The 20,067-nt window shown below is 70.8% G+C and carries 20 protein-coding genes and 1 tRNA gene; 13 read left to right on the top strand and 8 right to left on the bottom strand.

Annotation, left to right across the window (positions count from 1 at the left end):
* The first annotated feature begins 41 nt into the window (after nucleotides 1-41).
* A complete protein-coding gene (gene rsmA / locus ACNYS0_RS24140; protein WP_422476572.1) occupies nucleotides 42-908 on the top strand; it encodes a 16S rRNA (adenine(1518)-N(6)/adenine(1519)-N(6))-dimethyltransferase RsmA in 867 nt (288 codons plus the stop codon).
* Complete coding sequence (locus ACNYS0_RS24145; RefSeq protein WP_422476573.1) at nucleotides 905-1,792, top strand: 4-(cytidine 5'-diphospho)-2-C-methyl-D-erythritol kinase; 888 nt, start codon at nucleotides 905-907, stop codon at nucleotides 1,790-1,792. Before rsmA ends, ACNYS0_RS24145 begins: the two co-directional genes overlap by 4 nt.
* A gap of 12 nt (nucleotides 1,793-1,804) precedes the next feature.
* Here the strand turns inward: ACNYS0_RS24145 and ACNYS0_RS24150 are convergent, their stop codons facing one another.
* Nucleotides 1,805-2,944: an agmatine deiminase family protein gene (locus tag ACNYS0_RS24150; protein ID WP_422476574.1), complete on the bottom strand. Its 1,140-nt coding sequence runs from the start codon at nucleotides 2,942-2,944 to the stop codon at nucleotides 1,805-1,807.
* A gap of 97 nt (nucleotides 2,945-3,041) precedes the next feature.
* On the opposite strand from ACNYS0_RS24150, the gene ACNYS0_RS24155 reads away from it, so the two are divergent.
* The 5 genes from ACNYS0_RS24155 to ACNYS0_RS24175 all read left to right on the top strand — a co-directional run bounded on the left by ACNYS0_RS24155 (nucleotide 3,042) and on the right by ACNYS0_RS24175 (nucleotide 8,752).
* Nucleotides 3,042-3,632, top strand: a complete 591-nt coding sequence (locus ACNYS0_RS24155; RefSeq protein ID WP_422476575.1) for a TetR/AcrR family transcriptional regulator — start codon at nucleotides 3,042-3,044, stop codon at nucleotides 3,630-3,632.
* Between the two features lie 455 nt (nucleotides 3,633-4,087).
* Nucleotides 4,088-5,896, top strand: a complete 1,809-nt coding sequence (locus tag ACNYS0_RS24160; RefSeq protein WP_422476576.1) for an ABC-F family ATP-binding cassette domain-containing protein — start codon at nucleotides 4,088-4,090, stop codon at nucleotides 5,894-5,896.
* A gap of 174 nt (nucleotides 5,897-6,070) precedes the next feature.
* Nucleotides 6,071-7,693 carry an outer membrane protein assembly factor BamB family protein gene (locus ACNYS0_RS24165; RefSeq protein ID WP_422476577.1) on the top strand — a complete coding sequence of 541 codons (1,623 nt, stop codon included), beginning with the start codon at nucleotides 6,071-6,073 and terminating at the stop codon, nucleotides 7,691-7,693.
* A 249-nt stretch (nucleotides 7,694-7,942) separates the two neighbouring features.
* Complete coding sequence (locus tag ACNYS0_RS24170) at nucleotides 7,943-8,632, top strand: helix-turn-helix transcriptional regulator (RefSeq protein ID WP_422476578.1); 690 nt, start codon at nucleotides 7,943-7,945, stop codon at nucleotides 8,630-8,632.
* 47 nt (nucleotides 8,633-8,679) lie between these two features.
* Nucleotides 8,680-8,752: transfer RNA gene (locus tag ACNYS0_RS24175), tRNA-Arg, on the top strand.
* Nucleotides 8,753-8,809: 57 nt separating this feature from the next.
* On the opposite strand, the gene ACNYS0_RS24180 is transcribed toward ACNYS0_RS24175, so the two are convergent.
* The 3 genes from ACNYS0_RS24180 to ACNYS0_RS24190 form a co-directional block, all read right to left on the bottom strand.
* A complete protein-coding gene (locus tag ACNYS0_RS24180; RefSeq protein WP_422476579.1) occupies nucleotides 8,810-9,166 on the bottom strand; it encodes a hypothetical protein in 357 nt (118 codons plus the stop codon).
* 81 nt (nucleotides 9,167-9,247) lie between these two features.
* Nucleotides 9,248-9,550 carry a hypothetical protein gene (locus ACNYS0_RS24185; protein ID WP_422430990.1) on the bottom strand — a complete coding sequence of 101 codons (303 nt, stop codon included), beginning with the start codon at nucleotides 9,548-9,550 and terminating at the stop codon, nucleotides 9,248-9,250.
* A gap of 18 nt (nucleotides 9,551-9,568) precedes the next feature.
* Nucleotides 9,569-11,251 (bottom strand): sodium:solute symporter family protein, encoded by a 1,683-nt coding sequence (locus tag ACNYS0_RS24190; protein WP_422476580.1) that lies wholly within the window; start codon nucleotides 11,249-11,251, stop codon nucleotides 9,569-9,571.
* A 236-nt stretch (nucleotides 11,252-11,487) separates the two neighbouring features.
* Between ACNYS0_RS24190 and galT the strand changes: the two genes are divergently transcribed.
* Genes galT through galK form a run of 3 tightly spaced genes read left to right on the top strand, consistent with a single transcriptional unit; the run spans nucleotide 11,488 to nucleotide 14,705 of the window.
* Nucleotides 11,488-12,552, top strand: coding sequence for a galactose-1-phosphate uridylyltransferase (gene galT, locus ACNYS0_RS24195; RefSeq protein WP_422476581.1), 1,065 nt, complete (start codon nucleotides 11,488-11,490; stop codon nucleotides 12,550-12,552).
* The gene (gene galE / locus ACNYS0_RS24200) at nucleotides 12,552-13,514 is read left to right on the top strand and encodes a UDP-glucose 4-epimerase GalE (RefSeq protein WP_422476582.1); all 963 of its coding nucleotides are present in this window, start codon (nucleotides 12,552-12,554) and stop codon (nucleotides 13,512-13,514) included. The genes galT and galE overlap by 1 nt, the downstream gene beginning before the upstream one ends.
* Nucleotides 13,515-13,541: 27 nt before the next feature.
* Nucleotides 13,542-14,705 (top strand): galactokinase, encoded by a 1,164-nt coding sequence (galK, locus tag ACNYS0_RS24205; RefSeq protein ID WP_422476583.1) that lies wholly within the window; start codon nucleotides 13,542-13,544, stop codon nucleotides 14,703-14,705.
* A gap of 3 nt (nucleotides 14,706-14,708) precedes the next feature.
* On the opposite strand, the gene ACNYS0_RS24210 is transcribed toward galK, so the two are convergent.
* Nucleotides 14,709-15,164: a GNAT family N-acetyltransferase gene (locus ACNYS0_RS24210; RefSeq protein ID WP_422476584.1), complete on the bottom strand. Its 456-nt coding sequence runs from the start codon at nucleotides 15,162-15,164 to the stop codon at nucleotides 14,709-14,711.
* Between the two features lie 289 nt (nucleotides 15,165-15,453).
* On the opposite strand from ACNYS0_RS24210, the gene ACNYS0_RS24215 reads away from it, so the two are divergent.
* Nucleotides 15,454-16,203 carry a LuxR C-terminal-related transcriptional regulator gene (locus ACNYS0_RS24215; RefSeq protein ID WP_422407866.1) on the top strand — a complete coding sequence of 250 codons (750 nt, stop codon included), beginning with the start codon at nucleotides 15,454-15,456 and terminating at the stop codon, nucleotides 16,201-16,203.
* 79 nt (nucleotides 16,204-16,282) lie between these two features.
* Here ACNYS0_RS24215 and tamR read toward each other — a convergent pair whose 3' ends face one another.
* A complete protein-coding gene (tamR, locus tag ACNYS0_RS24220; protein WP_399237694.1) occupies nucleotides 16,283-16,780 on the bottom strand; it encodes a MarR family transcriptional regulator TamR in 498 nt (165 codons plus the stop codon).
* An 88-nt stretch (nucleotides 16,781-16,868) separates the two neighbouring features.
* Between tamR and ACNYS0_RS24225 the strand changes: the two genes are divergently transcribed.
* Both ACNYS0_RS24225 and ACNYS0_RS24230 read left to right on the top strand, forming a co-directional pair.
* A complete protein-coding gene (locus tag ACNYS0_RS24225) occupies nucleotides 16,869-17,663 on the top strand; it encodes a trans-aconitate 2-methyltransferase (protein ID WP_422476585.1) in 795 nt (264 codons plus the stop codon).
* The gene (locus ACNYS0_RS24230; protein ID WP_422476586.1) at nucleotides 17,660-18,049 is read left to right on the top strand and encodes a VOC family protein; all 390 of its coding nucleotides are present in this window, start codon (nucleotides 17,660-17,662) and stop codon (nucleotides 18,047-18,049) included. The genes ACNYS0_RS24225 and ACNYS0_RS24230 overlap by 4 nt, the downstream gene beginning before the upstream one ends.
* A gap of 20 nt (nucleotides 18,050-18,069) precedes the next feature.
* On the opposite strand, the gene ACNYS0_RS24235 is transcribed toward ACNYS0_RS24230, so the two are convergent.
* Together ACNYS0_RS24235 and ACNYS0_RS24240 are read right to left on the bottom strand one after the other, a co-directional pair.
* Complete coding sequence (locus tag ACNYS0_RS24235) at nucleotides 18,070-18,771, bottom strand: TetR family transcriptional regulator (RefSeq protein ID WP_422476587.1); 702 nt, start codon at nucleotides 18,769-18,771, stop codon at nucleotides 18,070-18,072.
* A 12-nt stretch (nucleotides 18,772-18,783) separates the two neighbouring features.
* Nucleotides 18,784-19,773, bottom strand: coding sequence for an acyl-CoA desaturase (locus tag ACNYS0_RS24240; RefSeq protein WP_422476588.1), 990 nt, complete (start codon nucleotides 19,771-19,773; stop codon nucleotides 18,784-18,786).
* Nucleotides 19,774-20,067: the final 294 nt, after the last annotated feature.

Here is a 20,067-nt window from a genome sequence, read left to right on the forward strand (position 1 = left end):
TCACGGGCAGCCCCCCGGCAGGGCCCCGCTACCCTTGAACGGTGAGCACCAGTGACCCCCAGGGCCCCCTCCTCGGCGCCGCGGACATCCGCGAACTCGCCGCGGCGCTGAACGTCCGGCCGACCAAGCAGCGCGGCCAGAACTTCGTGATCGACGCCAACACCGTCCGCCGCATCGTCCGCACCGCGGAAGTGACCGAGGACGACGCCGTCGTAGAGGTGGGACCCGGCCTCGGCTCGCTCACCCTCGCCCTCCTCGAAGCGGCGCGCCACGTCACGGCCGTGGAGATCGACGACGTACTGGCCTCGGCCCTGCCCGCGACCATCGCGGCCCGCATCCCGGCCAAGAAGGACTCCTTCGACCTCGTCAACATGGACGCGATGCAGGTCACGGACCTGCCGGGCCCCGAGCCCACGGCCCTCGTCGCGAACCTTCCGTACAACGTCGCGGTCCCCGTCCTGCTCCACATGCTCGAGAGCTTCCCGACCATCGAGCGGACCCTCGTGATGGTGCAGGCCGAGGTCGCCGACCGGCTCGCCGCAGGACCCGGCTCGCGCGTCTACGGCGTCCCGTCCGTGAAGGCCAACTGGTACGCGGAGGTCAAGCTCGCCGGCCGGATCGGCCGCAACGTCTTCTGGCCCGCCCCGAACGTCGACTCCGGCCTCGTCTCCCTCGTGCGCCGCACCGAGCCGATCCCCACCACCGCGTCCAGGCAAGAGGTCTTCGCGGTCGTCGACGCCGCCTTCGCCCAGCGCCGCAAGACGCTGCGCGCGGCGCTCGCCGGGTGGGCGGGTTCGGCGCAGGCCGCCGAGGAGGCGCTCGTCGCGGCGGGCGTCTCCCCGCAGGCGCGCGGCGAGGCGCTCACCGTCCACGAGTTCGCCCGTATCGCGGAGGCCGGGAACAAGTGAGTGTGACCGTTCGCGTCCCCGCCAAGGTCAACGTCCAGCTCGCCGTCGGTGGCGCCCGCGCGGACGGCTTCCACGACCTGGCGAACGTCTTCCTCGCCGTCGGCCTCTACGACGAGGTGACGGTGTCGGAGGCGGACTCCTTCGCCCTCACCTGCACGGGCCCCGGCTCCGACCAGGTTCCCCTTGACCGCACGAACCTGGCCGCGCGCGCGGCCGCCGAGCTGGGGCGCAGGTACGGCATCGCCCCCGACGTACGTATCCACATCGCCAAGGACATCCCCGTCGCCGGCGGCATGGCGGGCGGCTCCGCGGACGCGGCGGGCGCGCTGCTCGCCTGCGACGCGCTCTGGGGCACGAACGCCTCCCGCGAGGAACTCCTCGACATCTGCGCCGAGCTGGGCAGCGACGTGCCGTTCAGCCTGGTCGGCGGGGCGGCGCTCGGTACCGGGCGCGGCGAGAAGCTCGAACTCCTCGACGTGGGCGGCGAGTTCTGGTGGGTGTTCGCGGCGGCGGACGGCGGCCTGTCCACGCCGGCGGTGTACGGCGAGTTCGACCGCCTCAGCCCCGACGCCCCCGACCCCGTCGCCGCGCCCGCCCTCCTGGCGGCGCTGCGCACCGGCGACGTCGAGGCCCTCGCGGCCACGGTCACCAACGACCTCCAGCCCGCGGCCCTCTCCCTCTTCCCGTCCCTGAAGGACACCCTTGAGGCGGGCAGGTCGGCGGGCGCGCTCGCCGCACTGGTCTCCGGCTCGGGCCCGACCACGGCGTTCCTCACGGCCGACGAGTCCGCTGCGCGCCAGGTGGCCGACACCCTCGCGGCGTCCGGAACCTGCCGGTCCGTGCGGGTGGCGCCGTCGCCCGCGCCGGGCGCCACCCTCCTCTGAGCGGACGCCGCCTCAGCGGGCCTTGGGCATCTGCTGCGTCGAGCAGTGGATGCCGCCCCCGCCCTCGCCGAGCGTGTCGACGGAGACCTGGACGACCTCCCGGCCCGGATACAGCTCGCGCACCACGGCCGCAGCCTCCCGGTCCGCCCGCCGGTCGCCGAAGCGGGGCATCACCACCCCGCCGTTGACCACGTAGTAGTTCACGTAACTGGCGAGGAAGCCCTCGCCGCGGCGGCCGATGTCGACCGGTTCGGGCAGCTCCACGATCTCCAAGCCCTCGCCCCGGGCGTCCACCGCCTTGTCGAGGACGCCGCGGGCCTGGTCGTAGGCGTCGGTCCAGACGTCCCGCGGAGCCTCTTCGTCCGGGGTGCTCATGACCACCACCCCGGGCTCGGAGAACCGGGCGAGGGCGTCGATGTGGAAGTCGGTGATGTCCTCGCCGCGGACGCCGTCCACCCAGATCACCGTGGTCACGCCGAACAGCGCCTTGAGCGCCTGCTCGATGTCGGCGCGGGACCTGCCGGGGTTGCGGTTGGCGTTGACCAGTGAGCTCTCGGTGGCCATGAGCGTGCCCCGCCCGTCCACCTCGATGGAGCCGCCCTCGCCGGTGATCGGCGCTTTGATCCGGCGGATGTCCTCGTCGGAGAGGATCTCGCGGGCCACGTCGCCGTCGCGGCCGTGGGTCTGCTTGCCGCCCCAGCCGTTGAAGTTGAGATCGACCCCGGCGATCCCGTCGTCCCCCAGCACGAAGTTCGGGCCGGTGTCGCGCATCCACAGGTCGTCCACCGGGATCGGCACCACCTCCACCCCGGAGCCGCACGCCTTCCGGGCCGCCGTCACGTCCCGCTCGTTGGCGAGCAGCGCCACCGGCTCGAACTCCGCGACCGCCCGCGCGATCCCGGCGATGTCGGCCCGCACCCCGGCGATGTCGGAGCCCCAGATCCGACGGGTGGGCCACGACATGTACGTCAGCTCGTGCGGATGCGCCTCGTCGGGCATCCGCAGGCCTGGACCCGTCGCCGCCGCGGCCGGGGCGCTGGACCGCCCGCCCGTCGGCGCTCCGCCGCCGCTCCCCGTGCCGCACGCGGCGAGCGCCCCGCCGATACCGGCCGTCAGCGCCGCTCGCAGTGTCCGCCGACGGGACATCCCCATGGGTAGTTCTCCCTGACTGAAAATTTGGTCAGTTTCGAGCGTAAGGCATCATGGAGCCCGGCCACCGGCCGAAGCCCAGGAGTTCCAGGAGCGAGCAGTGCCCGACCGACCGACCCAGATACTCCGGGCCGCCGCCCGCCTGATCGCCCGCCGCGGCGTGCGCGGACTGCGCGTCGAGGAGGTCTCCGCCGAGGCCGGTGTCTCGACGGCGCTGATCTACTACCACTTCAAGGGCCGCGCCGGACTTCTCCGCGCGACCCTGGAGTTCATCAACCAGCGGGCCGTCGACTACACCGACGCCGCCCTGAAGACCGCCGCCGACCCCCGTACGCGGCTCACGGACCTGCTCCTGCTGGAACTGCGGGACGACCCGGAGGTGCGGGAGAACAGTGCGGCCTGGGGCGAACTGCGGGCCACCGCCGTCTTCGACCCCGACCTGCGGGAGCAGCTGGCCGCGGCGAGTGCACGCTGGGCGGACGACGTCGCGAACCTGATCCGCGAGGCCCAGGGGTCGGGGCTCGCGGCCCCGGAAACGGACCCCGAGGCCGCGGCGGAGCGCCTCACCGCCCTCGTCGAGGGCCTCAGTGAACGCTGGCTCAGCGGCACCACCGCGCTCGACCGCGCCCGCGCACTGCTGCGGGACGCGGTCGACCTGGAGGTTCCGCCGCCGGGCGCCGCACCCCGCTGAGCTTTCCCCCCCCGTGGCTCGGGCCCGTCCCATCGTCCCGCGGCACCGGCCGCCGCCTTGCCCACCCTGCCGCCCAAGGCGGCAGATTGCCCAAGTCGGCTGCGGCACCCCGTGAGGCCGACGCTCCCGGAGGGGACGGGCGCCCGGGCGATTGCCCGCGGCGGGTGGGCACATCAAGCCCCTGCGGCGATTGAGCAGCGGGGTCCGGGGCGGAGCCCCGAGAGCGCAACGCCGGTTCGGCAAGATCAGCCCCTGCGGCGATTGAGCAGCGGGGTCCGGGGCGGAGCCCCGAGACCGTAACGCCGGTTCGGCAAGATCAGCCCCGCCGGCGATTGAGGCGCGGGGTCCGGGGCGGAGCCCCGTGGCCGGGGGAACGGGTGGCCGACACCATCGGTGAGCCGACTACGCTGGAAGACTGGCCCACACCCGTGGCCCACCCCCCGGAGCGGAGCGAAATGGCAGTCAATCTGGTCAACGTCGAGAACGTCTCGAAGGTCTACGGCACCCGTGCCCTCCTCGACGGCGTCTCCCTCGGCGTACAGGAAGGCGACCGGATCGGCGTCGTGGGGCGCAACGGCGACGGCAAGACGACCCTGATCCGGATGCTCGCCAAGCTGGAGGAGGCGGACACCGGACGCGTCACCCACAGCGGCGGCCTGCACCTCGGCGTGCTCACCCAGCACGACTCGCTCGACCCGAAGGCCACCGTCCGCCACGAGGTCATCGGCGACATGGCCGACCACGAGTGGGCGGGCAGCGCGAAGATCCGCGACGTGCTCATGGGCCTCTTCGGCGGCCTCGACCTGCCCGGTTTCCCGCAGGGCCTGGACACCGTGATCGGCCCGCTCTCCGGCGGCGAGCGGCGCCGTATCGCGCTCGCCAAGCTGCTCATCGCCGAACAGGACCTGATCGTCCTCGACGAGCCGACGAACCACCTCGACGTCGAGGGCATCGCCTGGCTCGCCCAGCACCTGCGGGCCCGCCGCTCCGCCCTCGTCTGCGTCACGCACGACCGCTGGTTCCTCGACCAGGTCTGCACCCGCATGTGGGACGTGCAGAAGGGCGACGTCTACGAGTACGAGGGCGGCTACTCGGACTACGTGTTCGCGCGCGCCGAGCGGGAGCGGATCGCCGCGACCGAGGAGGCCAAGCGGCAGAACCTGATGCGCAAGGAGCTGGCCTGGCTGCGCCGCGGCGCCCCGGCCCGTACCTCCAAGCCGCGCTACCGCATCGAGGCCGCCAACGAGCTGATCGCTGACGTCCCGGAGCCGCGTGACAAGAGCGAGCTGATGAAGTTCGCGAACGCCCGGCTCGGCAAGACCGTCTTCGACCTCGAGGACGTGACCGTCACCGCGGGACCGAAGGTGCTGCTCAAGCACCTGACCTGGCAGCTCGGCCCCGGCGACCGCGTCGGCCTGGTCGGCGTGAACGGCGCGGGCAAGACGTCCCTGCTGCGCGCCCTCGACGAGGCCGCCCGCAGCCAGGGCGACGTCCAGCCCGAGGCGGGGAAGATCATCGTGGGCAAGACGGTACGGCTCGCGTACCTCTCCCAGGACGTGACCGAACTGCCCGCCTCCCTGCGCGTATTGGAGGCCGTCCAGCAGGTCCGTGACCGCGTCGACCTCGGCAAGGGCCGCGAGATGACCGCGGGCCAGCTGTGCGAGCAGTTCGGCTTCGCGAAGGACAAGCAGTGGACGCCGGTCGGCGACCTGTCCGGCGGCGAGCGGCGCCGGCTCCAGATCCTGCGCCTGCTCATGGACGAGCCGAACGTGCTCTTCCTCGACGAGCCGACGAACGACCTGGACATCGAGACGCTGACGCAGCTGGAGGACCTGCTCGACGGCTGGCCCGGCTCGATGGTCGTCATCTCCCACGACCGGTTCTTCCTGGAGCGCACCACCGACAACACGTACGCCCTGCTCGGCGACGCCACGCTGCGGATGCTGCCGCGCGGCGTCGACGAGTACCTGGAGCGCAGGCAGCGGATGATCGAGGCCGCGTCCCCCGCCCCCGCGGCCGCCCCCGCCGCGGCCGAGAAGGCGGGGCCCTCCGCCGCCGATGCGCGGGCCGCGAAGAAGGAACTCCAGAAGGTCGAGCGGCAGATGGACAAGATCTCCGAGAAGGAGGCCAAGCTGCACACGCAGATCGCGGACAACGCCACCGACTTCGGGAAGGTCGCGAAGCTCGACGCGGAACTGCGTGATCTGGTCGCGCAGCGCGAGGAGTTGGAGATGCGCTGGCTGGAGCTGGCCGAGGACGCGTAGCGCGGCGCACCGCGGGCCGGTCCTCCCCTGGGTACGGGGACGGGCCGGCCCGTTGCCTGTCGGCGGCGAGTGACAGACGCGAGTGATAGAAAAGGGCCGCCGGGACGAGAACGTGCGGTCCGGCCCACGGCGACTGGCCTTGCCGAAACTCAACGTCCCCGAGGTACCCAGGTCATGACCCAGCCACCCCCGCCCCGTCGGCCGAACGAACCCCCGTCCCCCCAGGGCGAGTTCGGCGCCCCACCGCCCATGCCGCCGTACACCGCTCCCGGTTACGGCACGCTGCGCACACCGCTCCCGCCCGAGGTCCGGGCCCGCCTGGCGCGGCAACAGCCGTACGAGCAGCCCCAGTACGGCCCCCCGCGGCCGCCCGCCCGCAGCAAGGTGCCGCCGCTCGCGCTGGTCATCGGCGCCGCGGTGGTGGCCCTCGTGCTGATCGTCGGCGGCGGCTTCCTCTACGCGTCGAGGTCCGGCGACGACCCCGGCGTGGGCGCCGACGGCGGCGACAAGGGCGGCGACGGCTTCGGCGGTTCCGAGGCGGAGCGGGCCCCGGCCGACCCGTCGGCGGGGGTGACGCTGCGGCTGCCCGCGCCGAAGGTGGCGAAGCGGCAGGTGGACAGCGTCCAGGGCTCCTGGCTGACCGACAAGACGTACGCCAAGGCGGGCGTGAACCAGCTCGTCGGGTACGACGCCGCGAGCGGCGAGAAGACCTGGACCCTCCCGCTGTCGGGGCAGACGTGCGCGGGGACGGACAGCGTCACCGACGGCGCGCTCGCGGCCGTGGTCAGCGAGGCGGGCAAGCGGCCCGCGAACGGCGACCACAGGCCGTGCAGCCAGATCACGGTCTTCGACGTCAACACGGGGCACAAGCTCTGGACGCAGAGCCTCGGCCAGGGCTCGAACCGGCGGATCTTCGAGGAACTCTCCCTGACGGGCAACACGCTCGCGGCGGGCGGCGGCCTCGACGGCGGCGCCGCCTTCGACGTCAAGACGGGCCGCATCCTGTGGCAGCCCGATACGGGGGAATGCCAGGACCTCGGCTACCACGGCGGCGCCCAGCTCGTGACGGTCCGCAAATGCGGCACCTACGGCAGGAACGCGACGTACGACGTCCAGCTCATCGACCCGGTGACGGGCCAGCCCAAGTGGTCCCACAAGCTCGCCTCGGGCCTCGCCGACGTCAAGGTCCTTTCCACCAAGCCGGTCGTCTTCGGCGTGGGAAGGGGCGCCGACCAGGCGGGCACCATCACCGACGTATTCGCCCTGAACAGCCGCGGCGGGGTCGCGAGCAGGATCTCCGTCGACCCCCGGAAGTACGACTTCGCCTGCGAGGTCGGAAAGACCGAGGGCTGCGCGAAGATCACCGTCGGCAATGGGCGGATCTATCTCGCGACCCGGCCGCGCGAGAGCGGCGGCGCCGCGGGTCCGGCCAACGAGATCGTGTCCTACTCACTGGAGTCGGGCAGGCGCACCGGCGACCGCGTCACCGGAGGCGGCCGCCGCGAGATCTTCCCGGTGCGCATGGACGGCGGGAACATCCTGGCGTTCACGACGGGGTCCGCCGACAAGGGCAGCCGGATCGTCACGATCGACCCCCGCACCATGAAGCGGTCGACGCTCCTGGAGACTCCGGCGACCCCGGCCGTCCGGGACATGATCAATGGCATCGCGCCGGGCCGCTCGAATTCCGAATTCCGCTATTCCAAGGGCAGACTGTTCCTCGGCCAGCCCCTGATCGGCGAGCCCTATGCGGACGGCGGCAGGCGGTACACGGCGATCGGTTTCGGCACCGGATGAAACCGGTCGGGAAACCGTCCCGAACGGGCCTTTCTTGGCGATGGCTTTGCGTTCCTGTACCCCCAAACATCCCTCAATGCACTGGATTTCAGCATTCAGGGCCGCTTCTGGCCGGTAGGGGGCGCGCAACCTCGAACAAGCGTGTAGCTTCCGGGGGATGAAGGAGGACGGGGAGTCGGGGGGCTCGCCTGTCCTTGGGGGGCCCGGGGGTTGGAGGAGACTCCCGGGGTCGATTGGGGGGTTGGCCCGATGGGTGTGCGGCTGATGGTGGTCGATGACCACCGACTGCTGGCCGAGGCGTTGGCCTCGGCCCTGAAGCTGCGCGGGCACCGGGTGCTCGCGGCGGCCGCACCGGCGGCCGGAGCGGCGGACCTGGTCATCTCGCGGGCGCCCGAGGTCTGTCTCCTGGGCACGGCGACCCCGGCGGAGCCCGGCACCTTCGACCCGGTCGTCCGCATCAAACGCGAGCGCCCGCAGGTGGCCGTGGTGGTCCTCGGCCCCGTCCCGTCGCCCAGAGGCATCGCGTCGGCCTTCGCGGCCGGCGCCTCCGGCTACGTACGGCACGACGAGCGCATAGAGGGTGTCGAGCGCGCGCTGATGAAGGCGCGGGCGGGGGAGGCGGCGGTGGCCCCCGCGCTGCTCCAGGGCGCGTTCGGGGAGCTGCTCAATCCGGTGGCCCAGCCGGACGACGAGGGGCAGCGGCTGCTCCAGATGCTCACGCCGCGCGAGGTCGAGGTCCTGGTGCGGGTCGCGGACGGCGAGGACACCCGGCTGATCGCGGCGGGCATGGGCATCGCCCCGTCCACGGCGCGCACGCATGTGCAGCGGGTCCTGATGAAGCTGGGCGTCGGCTCGCGCCTGGAGGCGGCGGCGCTCGCGGCGCGCACGGGGCTGTTGGACCGGGCGGGCCCGGTGGGTTCGCCAGAACAGGAGTCCTGAGCTACAGTTGATCTTGTTGGTCGCCGCAACTCGCGGTGAACGACCGCGCGTTGGTGGTCCAAGGAAAGACGTCCCGCTTCCTGCGGGGAGATGCAGGTGCAAGGCCTGCCCGGCGCTCCAGTGCACAAGGCCCGTTCCGCTCCGGCGGAACGGGCCTTGTGCGTTGCGCGGACCCGCCTACGGCAGGCGGCGCCCCATCCTCGCCGAACCGCGGTTGCCGCTCTTGGTGTCCCACCACTCCTCCATCAGGGACCTGACCAGATGGACGAGTTGCCCGAGGCGCTCGGGTTCGGGAGCGGCCGACGTGAGCACGTCGGTGAAGGACTTGTCGTCCCAGTGCAGGGTGAAGACCCAGCGCTCCGGGGGCCGGGAGCCGCAGGTGACCGTGAGGCGGTACGTCAACAAGGCCGTTCTGTCCGGCCGATGGTCCACCGCCAGGTCGTCGACGTCGAAGCGCTGCGCCCCGTCGCCCGTGGTGTACGAGCGCCCCAGCGCCCGCTCGGCCGGTGTCCTGCCCGCTCGTCCCGTACCCATCCGAGCACGTTAACGAAGGACCGGAGCCCACCGCTCTCCCAAGTGGTGGGCTCCGGGCCCGGTCCTACCGGGTGGGTGGCGTTACTCGGACGCCTCCGCCAGCTCCTCCGCGGTCGGCGGCTCCGTGGGGCGCAGCTTCATCCAGATCAGGAAGAAGAGGCCGAGGAGCAGCATGCCGATGCCGGTCCACAGGTTGATGTTGATGTCCTGGGCCTTCTTGAGGTCGGCGTCGGACGCTGTGAAGCCGGCGATCGTGACGATCACGCCGTACACCACGAAGAGGCCGCCGATGATGCGTCGCACGTCGAAGAGGCGGGCCGCCGTCGCCGACTTGGCCTCCAGCTCCTTCACTTCCTCGACGTGCTGGTTCATTTCGTCGCTCATGTCGTGTTACCTCGGACCTCAGAAGGAGAACGGGATGTAGCAGATGACGGCGAGGACGATCGCTCCCCAGCCCAGCAGGGCCGGCTTGCGGTACCAGGCGTCGTCACCCTCGGCCGGCGGCTCCTCCATGCCCGGCGACTTCGTGCCGTACACGAGACCGGCCAGCTCCTCGGCGGGCTTGGACTTGGTGCAGAGCGTGACCACGAACATCACCACGGCGCCGACCACGAAGGCGACGATCGACGAGACGAAGTTGGCGCCCTGGTCCGAGGGGATCGAGATGACGCCCTGCTTGTAGAACCAGAAGTAGTTCACCATCGCGGCCACCGTGCCGGAAAGCAGGCCCCAGAAACCGGCGGCGGGCGTCGTGCGCTTCCAGAACATGCCGATGATGAAGACCACGAACAGCGGGACGTTGAAGAACGAGAACAGCGTCTGAAGGTAGTTCATGATGTTGCTGAAGCTGCCCGCGATGAACGCGGTGCCCATGCCGATCACGACGCCGACGGCGGTGACGACACGGCCCGTCTGAAGGTAGTGCCGGTCGCTCTGGCCCTTCTTGATGTACGCGGCCCAGATGTCGTTGGTGAACACCGTGTTGAAGGACGAGACGTTGGCCGCCATGCCCGCCATGAAGGCGGCGAGCAGGCCCGTCACCGCGATGCCGAGGACACCGTTGGGCAGCAGGTCGCGCATGAGGACCGGGATGGCGTCGTTGTACTGGAGGCCGTCGGCGGACTTGCCGATGGACGGCTCCATGACCAGGGCGATCAGACCGGGGATCACGACGACCATCGGGATGAGGATCTTCGGGAACGCGGCGATCAGCGGGGTGCGCTTGGCGGCGGAGAGGTTCTTCGCGGACAGCGCGCGCTGCACCTCGGCGAAGTTCGTCGTCCAGTAGCCGAAGGACATCACGAAGCCGAGGCCGAGCACGATGGTCAGCCAGTTGGCGCCGAGCGGGTTGGCGTCGCCGATGCCCGTGCCCTGCCAGGCCGTCATGAACGAGTCGCCGTGCGAGCTGGACAGCGAGTCGGAGATGCCGTCCCAGCCACCGACGCGCTTGAGACCGACGATGGTCAGCGGGATGAGCGCGGCGAGGATGACGAAGAACTGGAGGACCTCGTTGTAGATCGCCGAGGAGAGCCCGCCGATCGTGATGTACGCGAGGACGAAGAGGCCGGCGATGACGATCGCCACCCACTGCGGCCAGCCGAGCAGCGCCTGGAGCACCAGGGCCATCGCGTACAGGTTGACGCCCGCGATCAGCACCGAGGAGACGGCGAAGATGATCGAGGAGAGCAGGTGGGACGAGGGACCGAAGCGGTGCAGCAGGAACTCCGGGACCGAGCGCACCTTCGACGAGTAGTAGAAGGGCATCATCACCAGGCCGAGGAAGACCATGGCGGGGATGGCGCCGATCCAGTACCAGTGCACCGTGTAGAGGCCGTACTGCGCCCCGTTGGCCGCCATGCCGAGGAGCTCGGTGGCACCCAGGTTCGCGGCGACGAACGCGAGACCGGTGACCCAGGCGGGCAGGGAGCGCCCGGACAGGAAGAAGTCCAGGCTGGTCTTCACGGAGCGGCGGGCGGCGAAGCCGATGCCCAGCACCACGACGAAGTAGATCGCCATGATCGCGTAGTCGAGGCCATTGGTGGGCAGCCGGAGCCCCTCGGCCAGGGTTGTTGTGGGGGACAGCATGTAGATCTCGCTTCGTTGCGCGAACTGAAACAGTCCGGAACCTACGCCTCCGGCTTCAATAAGTGAACAGTTCGCATGATGTTCTTTGTTGGATTGTGATCGAGGACTCGCCCGGAGTGCTCGCGAGGGCACAGAAAGCGCACAGACCCTCGCCCCGCCGCACCCTTGACGTCGCTGTTGGCTTATGCTTTGTTCTGTTTGGTTCTGTTTGGTTGGTGTGATGAGGAGCATCGGACGTGAAGAAGACGTCGACCCGGCTCGCCGACGGTCGTGAGCTCATCTATTACGACTCGCGCGACGACGTCGTCCGGGACGTGGCGGACCGCCGCCCCCTCGACCCCACGGTCACCACCTCCGAGGTGCGCCGCGACCCGCTGCTCGGCGACTCCGTGGCCATCGCCTCGCACCGCCAGGGCCGCACCTACCACCCGCCGGCCGACGAGTGCCCGCTGTGCCCCTCCGAGGGCGAGCGGCTGAGCGAGATCCCGGACTCCTCGTACGACGTGGTGGTCTTCGAGAACCGCTTCCCCTCGCTCGCCGGGGACTCGGGCCGCTGCGAGGTCGTGTGCTTCACGTCCGACCACGACAAGTCCTTCGCGGACCTCACCGAGGAGCAGGCGGGGCTCGTCCTCGACGCGTGGACGGACCGCACCGCGGAGCTCTCCCACCTCGACTCCGTCGAGCAGGTCTTCTGCTTCGAGAACCGCGGCGCCGAGATCGGCGTCACCCTCGGCCACCCGCACGGCCAGATCTACGCCTACCCCTTCACCACCCCGCGCACGGCCCTGATGCTGCGCAACGCCGCCGAGCACAAGGAGCAGACCGGCGGCCGCAACCTCTTCGCCGACGTGCTGGAGAAGGAGGTGGCGGACGGCTCGCGGATCGTCCTCGACGGCGAGCACTGGGTGGCCTTCGTGCCCTACGCCGCGCACTGGCCCTACGAGGTGCACCTCTACCCCAAGCGGCAGGTCCCGGACCTGCTCGCGCTCGACGACGGCGCGCGCACAGAGTTCCCCAAGATTTATCTGGAACTCTTGAGGCGCTTCGACCGGATCTTCGGCGCGGACCAGCCGGTGACCCCGTACATCGCGGCCTGGCACCAGGCCCCGTTCGGCCCGCTGGACGAGTTCGAGGGTGTCAACCGCGACGACTTCGCGCTGCACCTCGAGCTTTTCACCGTCCGCCGCACTTCCGGCAAGCTGAAGTTTCTCGCGGGTTCCGAGTCCGGCATGAGTGTGTTCATCAACGATGTGCCGCCGGAGGCCGCGGCCGAGCGACTGCGAGAGGTAGCGAGCGAGTAATGGGAAAGTACCTGGTCACAGGTGGTGCGGGATACGTCGGATCCGTCGTCGCCCAGCACCTTCTTGAGGCGGACCACGAAGTCGTCGTCCTCGACAACCTCTCCACCGGCTTCCGCGAGGGCGTGCCCGCGGGCGCCGCCTTCGTCGAGGGCGACATCCGCGACGCGGCCAAGTGGCTCGACCCCTCCTACGACGCCGTGCTGCACTTCGCCGCGTTCTCGCAGGTCGGCGAGTCCGTGGTGAAGCCCGAGAAGTACTGGGCCAACAACGTCGGCGGCACCATGGAGCTGCTCGCCGCGATGCGCGCAGCGGACGTCCGCAAGCTCGTCTTCTCCTCGACCGCGGCCACCTACGGCGAGCCGGTCAACACCCCGATCACCGAGACCGACCCGACCGCGCCCACGTCCCCGTACGGCGCCTCGAAGCTCGCGGTCGACCACATGATCACCGGTGAGGCGACCGCGCACGGACTGGCTGCCGTGTCCCTCCGGTACTTCAACGTCGCGGGCGCGTACGGCAGCTGCGGCGAGCGCCACGACCCCGAGTCGCACCTGATCCCGCTCGTCCTCCAGGTCGCCCAGGGCAGGCGCGAGGCGATCAACGTCTTCGGCGACGACTACCCGACGCCCGACGGGACCTGCATCCGCGACTACATCCACGTCGCCGACCTCGCCGAGGCCCACCTCCTCGCCGTCGACGCCGCACAGCCCGGCGAGCACCTCATCTGCAACCTCGGCAACGGCAACGGCTTCTCCGTCCGCGAGGTCGTCGAGACCGTCCGCCAGGTCACCGGGCACCCGATCCCCGAGGTCGTCGCCCCGCGCCGCGGCGGCGACCCGGCCGTCCTGGTCGCCTCCGCCGACACCGCGCGCGAGCGCCTCGGCTGGAACCCGTCCCGCGCGGACCTCGCGGGAATCGTCGCCGACGCCTGGGCGTTCGCCCAGGCCCGTGCGCAGCAGTAGTCACTACGAGGGTCAGGTAGCCAACTGATGTCCGTCGCCACGCAGTTCAACGACCTGTACGGGTACGAGCCCACCGGAGTCTGGGCGGCCCCCGGCCGCGTCAACCTCATCGGCGAGTACACCGACTTCAACGAGGGCTTCGTCATGCCGCTCGCGCTGCCGCACACCGCGGTCGCCGCGGTGGCCCGGCGCGAGGACGGCGTCCTTCGCCTGCACTCGGCCGACATCGACGCCCCGGTCGTGGAACTGCGCGTCGACGAGCTGGCGCCCCTGTCCACATACGGCCAGGGCGGCTGGGCCGCGTACCCCGCGGGCGTCGTCTGGGCGCTGCGCGACGCGGGCCACCCGGTCACCGGCGCCGACATCCACCTCGCCTCCACGGTCCCGACCGGCGCGGGCCTCTCGTCGTCGGCCGCCCTTGAGGTCGTGACCGCGTACGCGATGAACGACCTGTACGAACTCGGTCTCACCGGCGCCGAGTTGGCGGTCCTCGCGCAGCGCGCCGAGAACGCCTTCGTCGGCGTGCCCTGCGGCGTCATGGACCAGATGGCCTCGGCGTGCGCCACCGAGGGCTACGCCCTGCACCTCGACTGCCGCGACCTGTCGATCCGCCAGGTCCCCTTCGACCTGTCGGCGCAGCGCCTCCAGCTCCTCGTCGTGGACACCCGCGTCAAGCACGAGCTGGGCGACGGCGCGTACGCGGAGCGCCGCGCTGGCTGCGAGGAGGGCGCGCGGATCCTCGGCGTCTCGCACCTGCGCGACGTGCCGTACGCCGAACTGGGCAGGTCCGTCGCCGAGTTGGAACTGGCCGGCGTCGACGAGAAGGTCGTCCGCTACGTCCGCCACATCGTCACCGACGACCACCGCGTCGAGCAGGTCATCGAGTTGCTCGACTCCGGCGACGTCCGCGCCATCGGCCCGATCCTCGTCCAGGGCCACGTCTCGCTCCGCGACGACCTGCGCATCTCCTGCCCCGAGCTGGACCTCGTCGTCGCCACCGCGATGGCCTCCGGCGCGCACGGTGCGCGGATGACGGGCGGCGGCTTCGGCGGCTCCGCGATCGTCCTGGTGGAGTCGGGCGACGCCGACACCGTCACGAAGTCGATCGCCGACGCCTTCGCGGAGGCCGGTTACACCGCGCCGCGCGTGTTCCCGGCAGTCCCCTCGGCGGGAGCGCGGCGCACCGCGTAGCGGCTACCCGAGCCGCTTCGTCAGCGTGAACTCCTTGATCCCGGGCGGGTAGTCCGGGATCACGGACACCACCTCGTACCCGTGCAGCCGGTAGAAACCCGGCGCCTGGAAGTCCCAGGTCTCGACGCGGGAGCCCCGGCACTCGCGCTCCTCCCGCGCCAGGCGCTCCGCCTCCGCGAGGAGCCGGGAGCCGAGCCCCGCCCCGCGGTGCCGCTCGGCGACCCAGAGCAGGTCCACATGCAGCCAGAACGCCCACGTGTACGCGTCGAGCCCCGCCGCGAGCGCGCCCTCCTCGTCCAACACCCACACCTGGAGCGGGACATGCTGGTCGGCAGGGGTACCGCGCAGCTCCCGGAGCTCCGGTGACGCCGCCGCGTTGGTCTCCCTCAGCAGCGACCGGAGCAGAAGGGCGCGCTCCTTGTCGACTTCTGTCTCGATGCGAAACATGCGCATCACCATAAACGCGCAGGACAGTCGCTGCTCCGCCAACCGCCAACCAGTTCTGCGAATTGACTTCCCCTCTGGGCCTTCGCCTCTAGTCTGAGGACAGCACCGGTGGGGGCCGGTGCCGATCAGGGGGCGAGACAGCCGGGTACGACGCCCGGAGCGGGGGTGGCAGTTCGGCTCACGGCGGCGGCCGTGCGGCTGCGGCGACCCGCACTCCGGGCGCCGTACCCGTGTTGGTCCGTCCCCCGACGTTGGGGTATCCCCTGCTCCGTACCGGAGCTCGGGGAAGGGGGTAAATCACGTGGTTCGTATCCGGGTCCTCGTAGTCGACGACCACCGCATTTTCGCGGAGTCGCTCGCGGCGGCGCTCGCCGCGGAGCCCGATGTCGACGTGTCGGCCGCGGGGAGCGGCCCCGCCGCTCTGCGCTGCCTGGACCGGGCGGTCGCGGAGGGGCGCAGGTTCGATGTGCTGCTGATCGACGCGGACCTGGGCGCCGTATCGCTCCAGGGCATGCGCGCGCCGACACCGGTGCCCGACAGCGCCGCTCAGGACGGCCTCGTCGACGGCATCTCCCTGGTGGCGGGCGTCCGTTCGGCCCAGCCCGCCGTGCGCACGGTGGTGCTCGCGGAGCGGGACGATCCACGCCGCGCGGCGCTCGCGCTCCAGGCGGGGGCGTCCGGCTGGGTGGCCAAGGACTGTTCCCTGTCACGCCTGTTGACCGTCATACGGGGCGTGCTGCGCGAAGAGACGCACCTTCCGCCGGCGCTTCTCACGGGCGTCCTGCGGGAGTTGACCGCGGCCCGCAAGCACCGCACCGAGTCCGAGCGGCTCGTCGAGTCCCTGACGCCGCGCGAGCGCGAGGTGCTGCGCTGCATGGTGGCGGGCCTCGGCCGCAAGGCGGTGGCGGAGCGCCTCTTCCTGTCCCCGCACACGGTGCGTACGCACATGCAGAACGTGCTGGGCAAACTCGGCGTCCACTCGACGCTTGCGGCGGTAGCGCTCGCGCGCAGGGCGGGCGTCGGGCCGGTCGACCTGGAGGCGGCCAGCTGAGCTGCGATTCAAGCAGTTCAAGCCCCGCCGGCGATTGAGGCGCGGGGCCCGGGGCGGAGCCCCGAGACGTCGACCAGCGTCAACCAGGAATGTTGTCGAACGGAGCGGTCAACTGACGTAGCAGCGAGGCCAATTCACCCCGCTCCGCTCGCGAGAGCTCCGCCAGGATCGCCCGCTCCTGGTCGAGCAGCCCGGCCAGGGCCTGGTCGGCGCGGTCCCGCCCCTCGTCCGTGAGCCGCACGAGCACGCCACGCCGGTCGCTGGGGTCGGGCAGCCGCTCGACGAGGCCCTTCTTGGCGAGCCGGTCGATACGGTTCGTCATCGTGCCGGACGTCACCAGGGTCTGCGTGAGCAACTGGCCGGGGGAGAGCTGGTACGGGGTGCCCGCGCGGCGCAGTGCCGTCAGGACGTCGAACTCCCACGGCTCCAGGTTGTGCTCGGAGAAGGCCAGGCGGCGGGCCCGGTCGAGATGGCGCGCGAGCCTGCTGACCCGACTGAGCACCTCAAGGGGCTCCACGTCGAGGTCGGGGCGCTCTCGGCGCCACGCTGAGACCAGACGGTCGACCTCGTCCTCCATGACGATCAGTGTAGGGGGTGTGTCGACGTGAAGTCTCTTGAGGTCGACTATCTTGACATCGAGATACTTCGGGCCGAGGCTTGACGACATGACGCCTGCACCCACCTGGGACCCCCAGCAGTATCTCCGGCACGCGGGCCACCGGGGCCGCCCCTTCGTCGATCTGCTCGCCCGCGTCCCCGATCTGCCCGGGGAACCGGCCCGTATCGCCGACCTCGGCTGCGGCCCCGGAAACGTCACGACGCTGCTCGCCGACCGCTGGCCCACGGCCCACGTCACCGGCTACGACAACTCGCCGGAGATGCTGGCCAGGGCCGCCGCCCACGCCACCGACCGCCTCGACTTCGCGTACGCGGACGCCGCCGACTGGGCGCCCACGGAGACGTACGACCTGCTGCTGTCGAACGCGACGCTGCAATGGGTACCGGGCCACGCCGACGCCTTCTCCCGGTGGATCGACGCGGTGGCCCCCGGCGGCACGTTCGCCTTCCAGGTGCCCGGCAACTTCGAGGCACCCAGCCACGTCCTGATGCGGGAACTGGCCGAATCGGCCCGCTGGAAGGACCGCCTGTCCGGCGTGCTGCGGCACGGCGACGCGGTGCTCGCGCCCGCCGCGTACCTGGAACGCCTGGCCGGCCTCGGCTGCGCGGTCGACGCCTGGGAGACGACCTACCTGCACCTTCTTCAGGGCCCCGACCCGGTCCTCGACTGGGTCAAGGGCACGGGTCTGCGCCCGGTCCTGACGGCGCTGGACGACGACCCGACGGCCCGGGACGCGTTCCTCACCGAATACCGCGACCTGCTCCGCGAGGCCTACCCGGCGACGCGGCACGGCACGGTGCTGCCCTTCCGCCGCATCTTCGTGGTGGCGACCCGCTCATGACACCGACCGGCATCGACCATGTGCAACTCGCGGCGCCACCCGGGAGCGAGGAGATCCTGCGCTCCTTCTACGCCGACGACCTCGGCATGACCGAGGTCCCGAAGCCCCCGGCGCTCGCGACGCGCGGCGGCTGCTGGTTCGAGGCCGGGACGGTCCGGCTCCACCTGGGGATCGAGCGGGATTTCCGGCCCGCGAAGAAGGCCCATCCGGCGCTTCTGGTGCGCGACATCGAGGCGTACGCGAGGCGGCTGGCCGGGCGGGGTGTCGAGGTGTCGTGGGACGCGGCCCTGCCGGGCCACCGCCGCTTCTACTGCTCCGACCCCGTCGGAAACCGGCTGGAGTTCCTGGAGCCGAAGTCTCCACATTCAAGCCCCGCCGGCGATTGAGGCGCGGGGGCTTGATTCGCTCAACTCTTCCGGTGACCTATCAGCCTCGGCTTCGGCTCAAGACCGTCCAGCCCATGCCACGCCAGGTTCACCAGATGCGCCGCCACCTCCGCCTTCCCCGGCTTGCGCGCGTCCAGCCACCACTGCCCCGTCAGCGCGACCATCCCCACCAGCGCCTGCGCGTACAGCGGCGCCAGCTTCGGGTCGAAGCCCCGGTTCTTGAACTCGCGGCCCAGGATGTCCTCGACCTGCGTGGCGATGTCGGAGATCAGCGACGCGAACGAACCCGTGGACTGCGGGATGGGGGAGTCGCGGACCAGGATGCGGAAACCGTCCGTGTACTCCTCGATGTAGTCGAGGAGCGCGAACGCGGCCTGCTCGCACAGCTCACGCGGATGCCCGGCCGTCAGCGAACTGGTCACCATGTCGAGGAGCTGACGCATCTCGCGGTCCACGACCACCGCGTACAGCCCCTCCTTGCCGCCGAAGTGCTCGTACACCACCGGCTTGGAGACCCCGGCCTTCGCCGCGATCTCCTCCACCGACGTGCCCTCGAAGCCCTTCGCGGCGAAGAGCACGCGACCGATCTCCAGGAGCTGCTGCCGCCGCTCCGCCCCCGTCATCCGCGTTCTGCGCGTGCGCCGGGTCTTCTCGGGCCGGTCCGGCCTGTCGCTGCTCGAATTGCCCGGGGTGCTTGAGTCGGTCGCCACGTCTTCCATCATGCCGTGTGGTGGTCAGGCCGCGTCGGCGACCTGCTCCTTGCGCTTCGAGGCGATGCGGTCCCGCGACGGCCAGCGCACGTCGTGCGCCCAGCCCAGCTGCTCGAACCAGCGGATGAGACGGGCCGAGGAGTCGATCTGGCCGCGCTCCACCCCGTGCCGCGCCGACGTCGGGTCCGCGTGGTGCAGGTTGTGCCAGGACTCGCCGCAGGACAGGACGGCGAGCCACCACACGTTGCCCGAACGGTCGCGGGACTTGAAGGGGCGCTTGCCGACGGCGTGGCAGATCGAGTTGATCGACCACGTCACGTGGTGCAGCAGCGCCACCCGCACGAGCGAGCCCCAGAAGAACGCCGTGAACGCGCCCCACCACGACATCGTGACCAGACCGCCGATCAGGGCGGGCAGGAAGAGCGACAGCGCCGTCCACAGGACGAACTGGCGGGAGATCGCGCGGATCGCCGGGTCCTTGACCAGGTCGGGCGCGTACTTCTCCTGAGAGGTCTGCTCCTCGTCGAACATCCAGGCCATGTGCGCCCACCACAGGCCCTTCAGCAGGGCGGGAACCGTCTCCCCGTACCGCCACGGAGAGTGCGGGTCGCCCTCGGCGTCGGAGAACTTGTGGTGCTTGCGGTGGTCGGCGACCCAGCGCACGACCGGCCCCTCCACCGCGAGCGAGCCCATGACCGCCAGCGCGATCCGCAGCGGCCGCTTCGCCTTGAAGGAGCCGTGCGTGAAGTACCGGTGGAAGCCGATCGTGATGCCGTGGCAGCCGACGAAGTAGAAGACGACGAGCAGTCCGAGGTCGAGCCAGCTCACACCCCAGCCCCAGGCCAGCGGCACCGCCGCGAGCACGGCGAGGAAGGGGACCGTGATGAACAGGAGCAGTGTGATCTGCTCCACGGAGCGTTTCTGTTCGCCGCCGAGTGTCGCAGAATGCGAGGTGGCGGGCGGTCCTGACGCCGGATCGGCGGCTTCTTCGATCACATCGGTACTGGTGGCCATGGGAGTCCCCTGTAAGTCGAGGGTTGAGACGGGCTGAGACGGGTCAGGAGATCCACGGGGATCCGCGGACAGCTTGCCTACGGTTCCGTAACCTACGGCACCGTAAGTAAGTAAGCGTGCAGCCGGGCGACACGAGGTCCCGACCTCGTCCTCTGCTGTGGCACATATCCTTGGAATCGGTCGGACAGCGCGGTCCGCTCTGAATCTCCACCCTGGGTTACGTACCCGGATCCGGGGATCCTCCCTCCCGACGTGCTTCACCACGTGCCCGACGTGCTTCACCATTGCAAGGAG

The sequence above is a fragment of the Streptomyces anthophorae genome (genome assembly GCF_049310305.1).
In the GTDB taxonomy this organism is placed as follows: Bacteria; Actinomycetota; Actinomycetes; order Streptomycetales; family Streptomycetaceae; genus Streptomyces.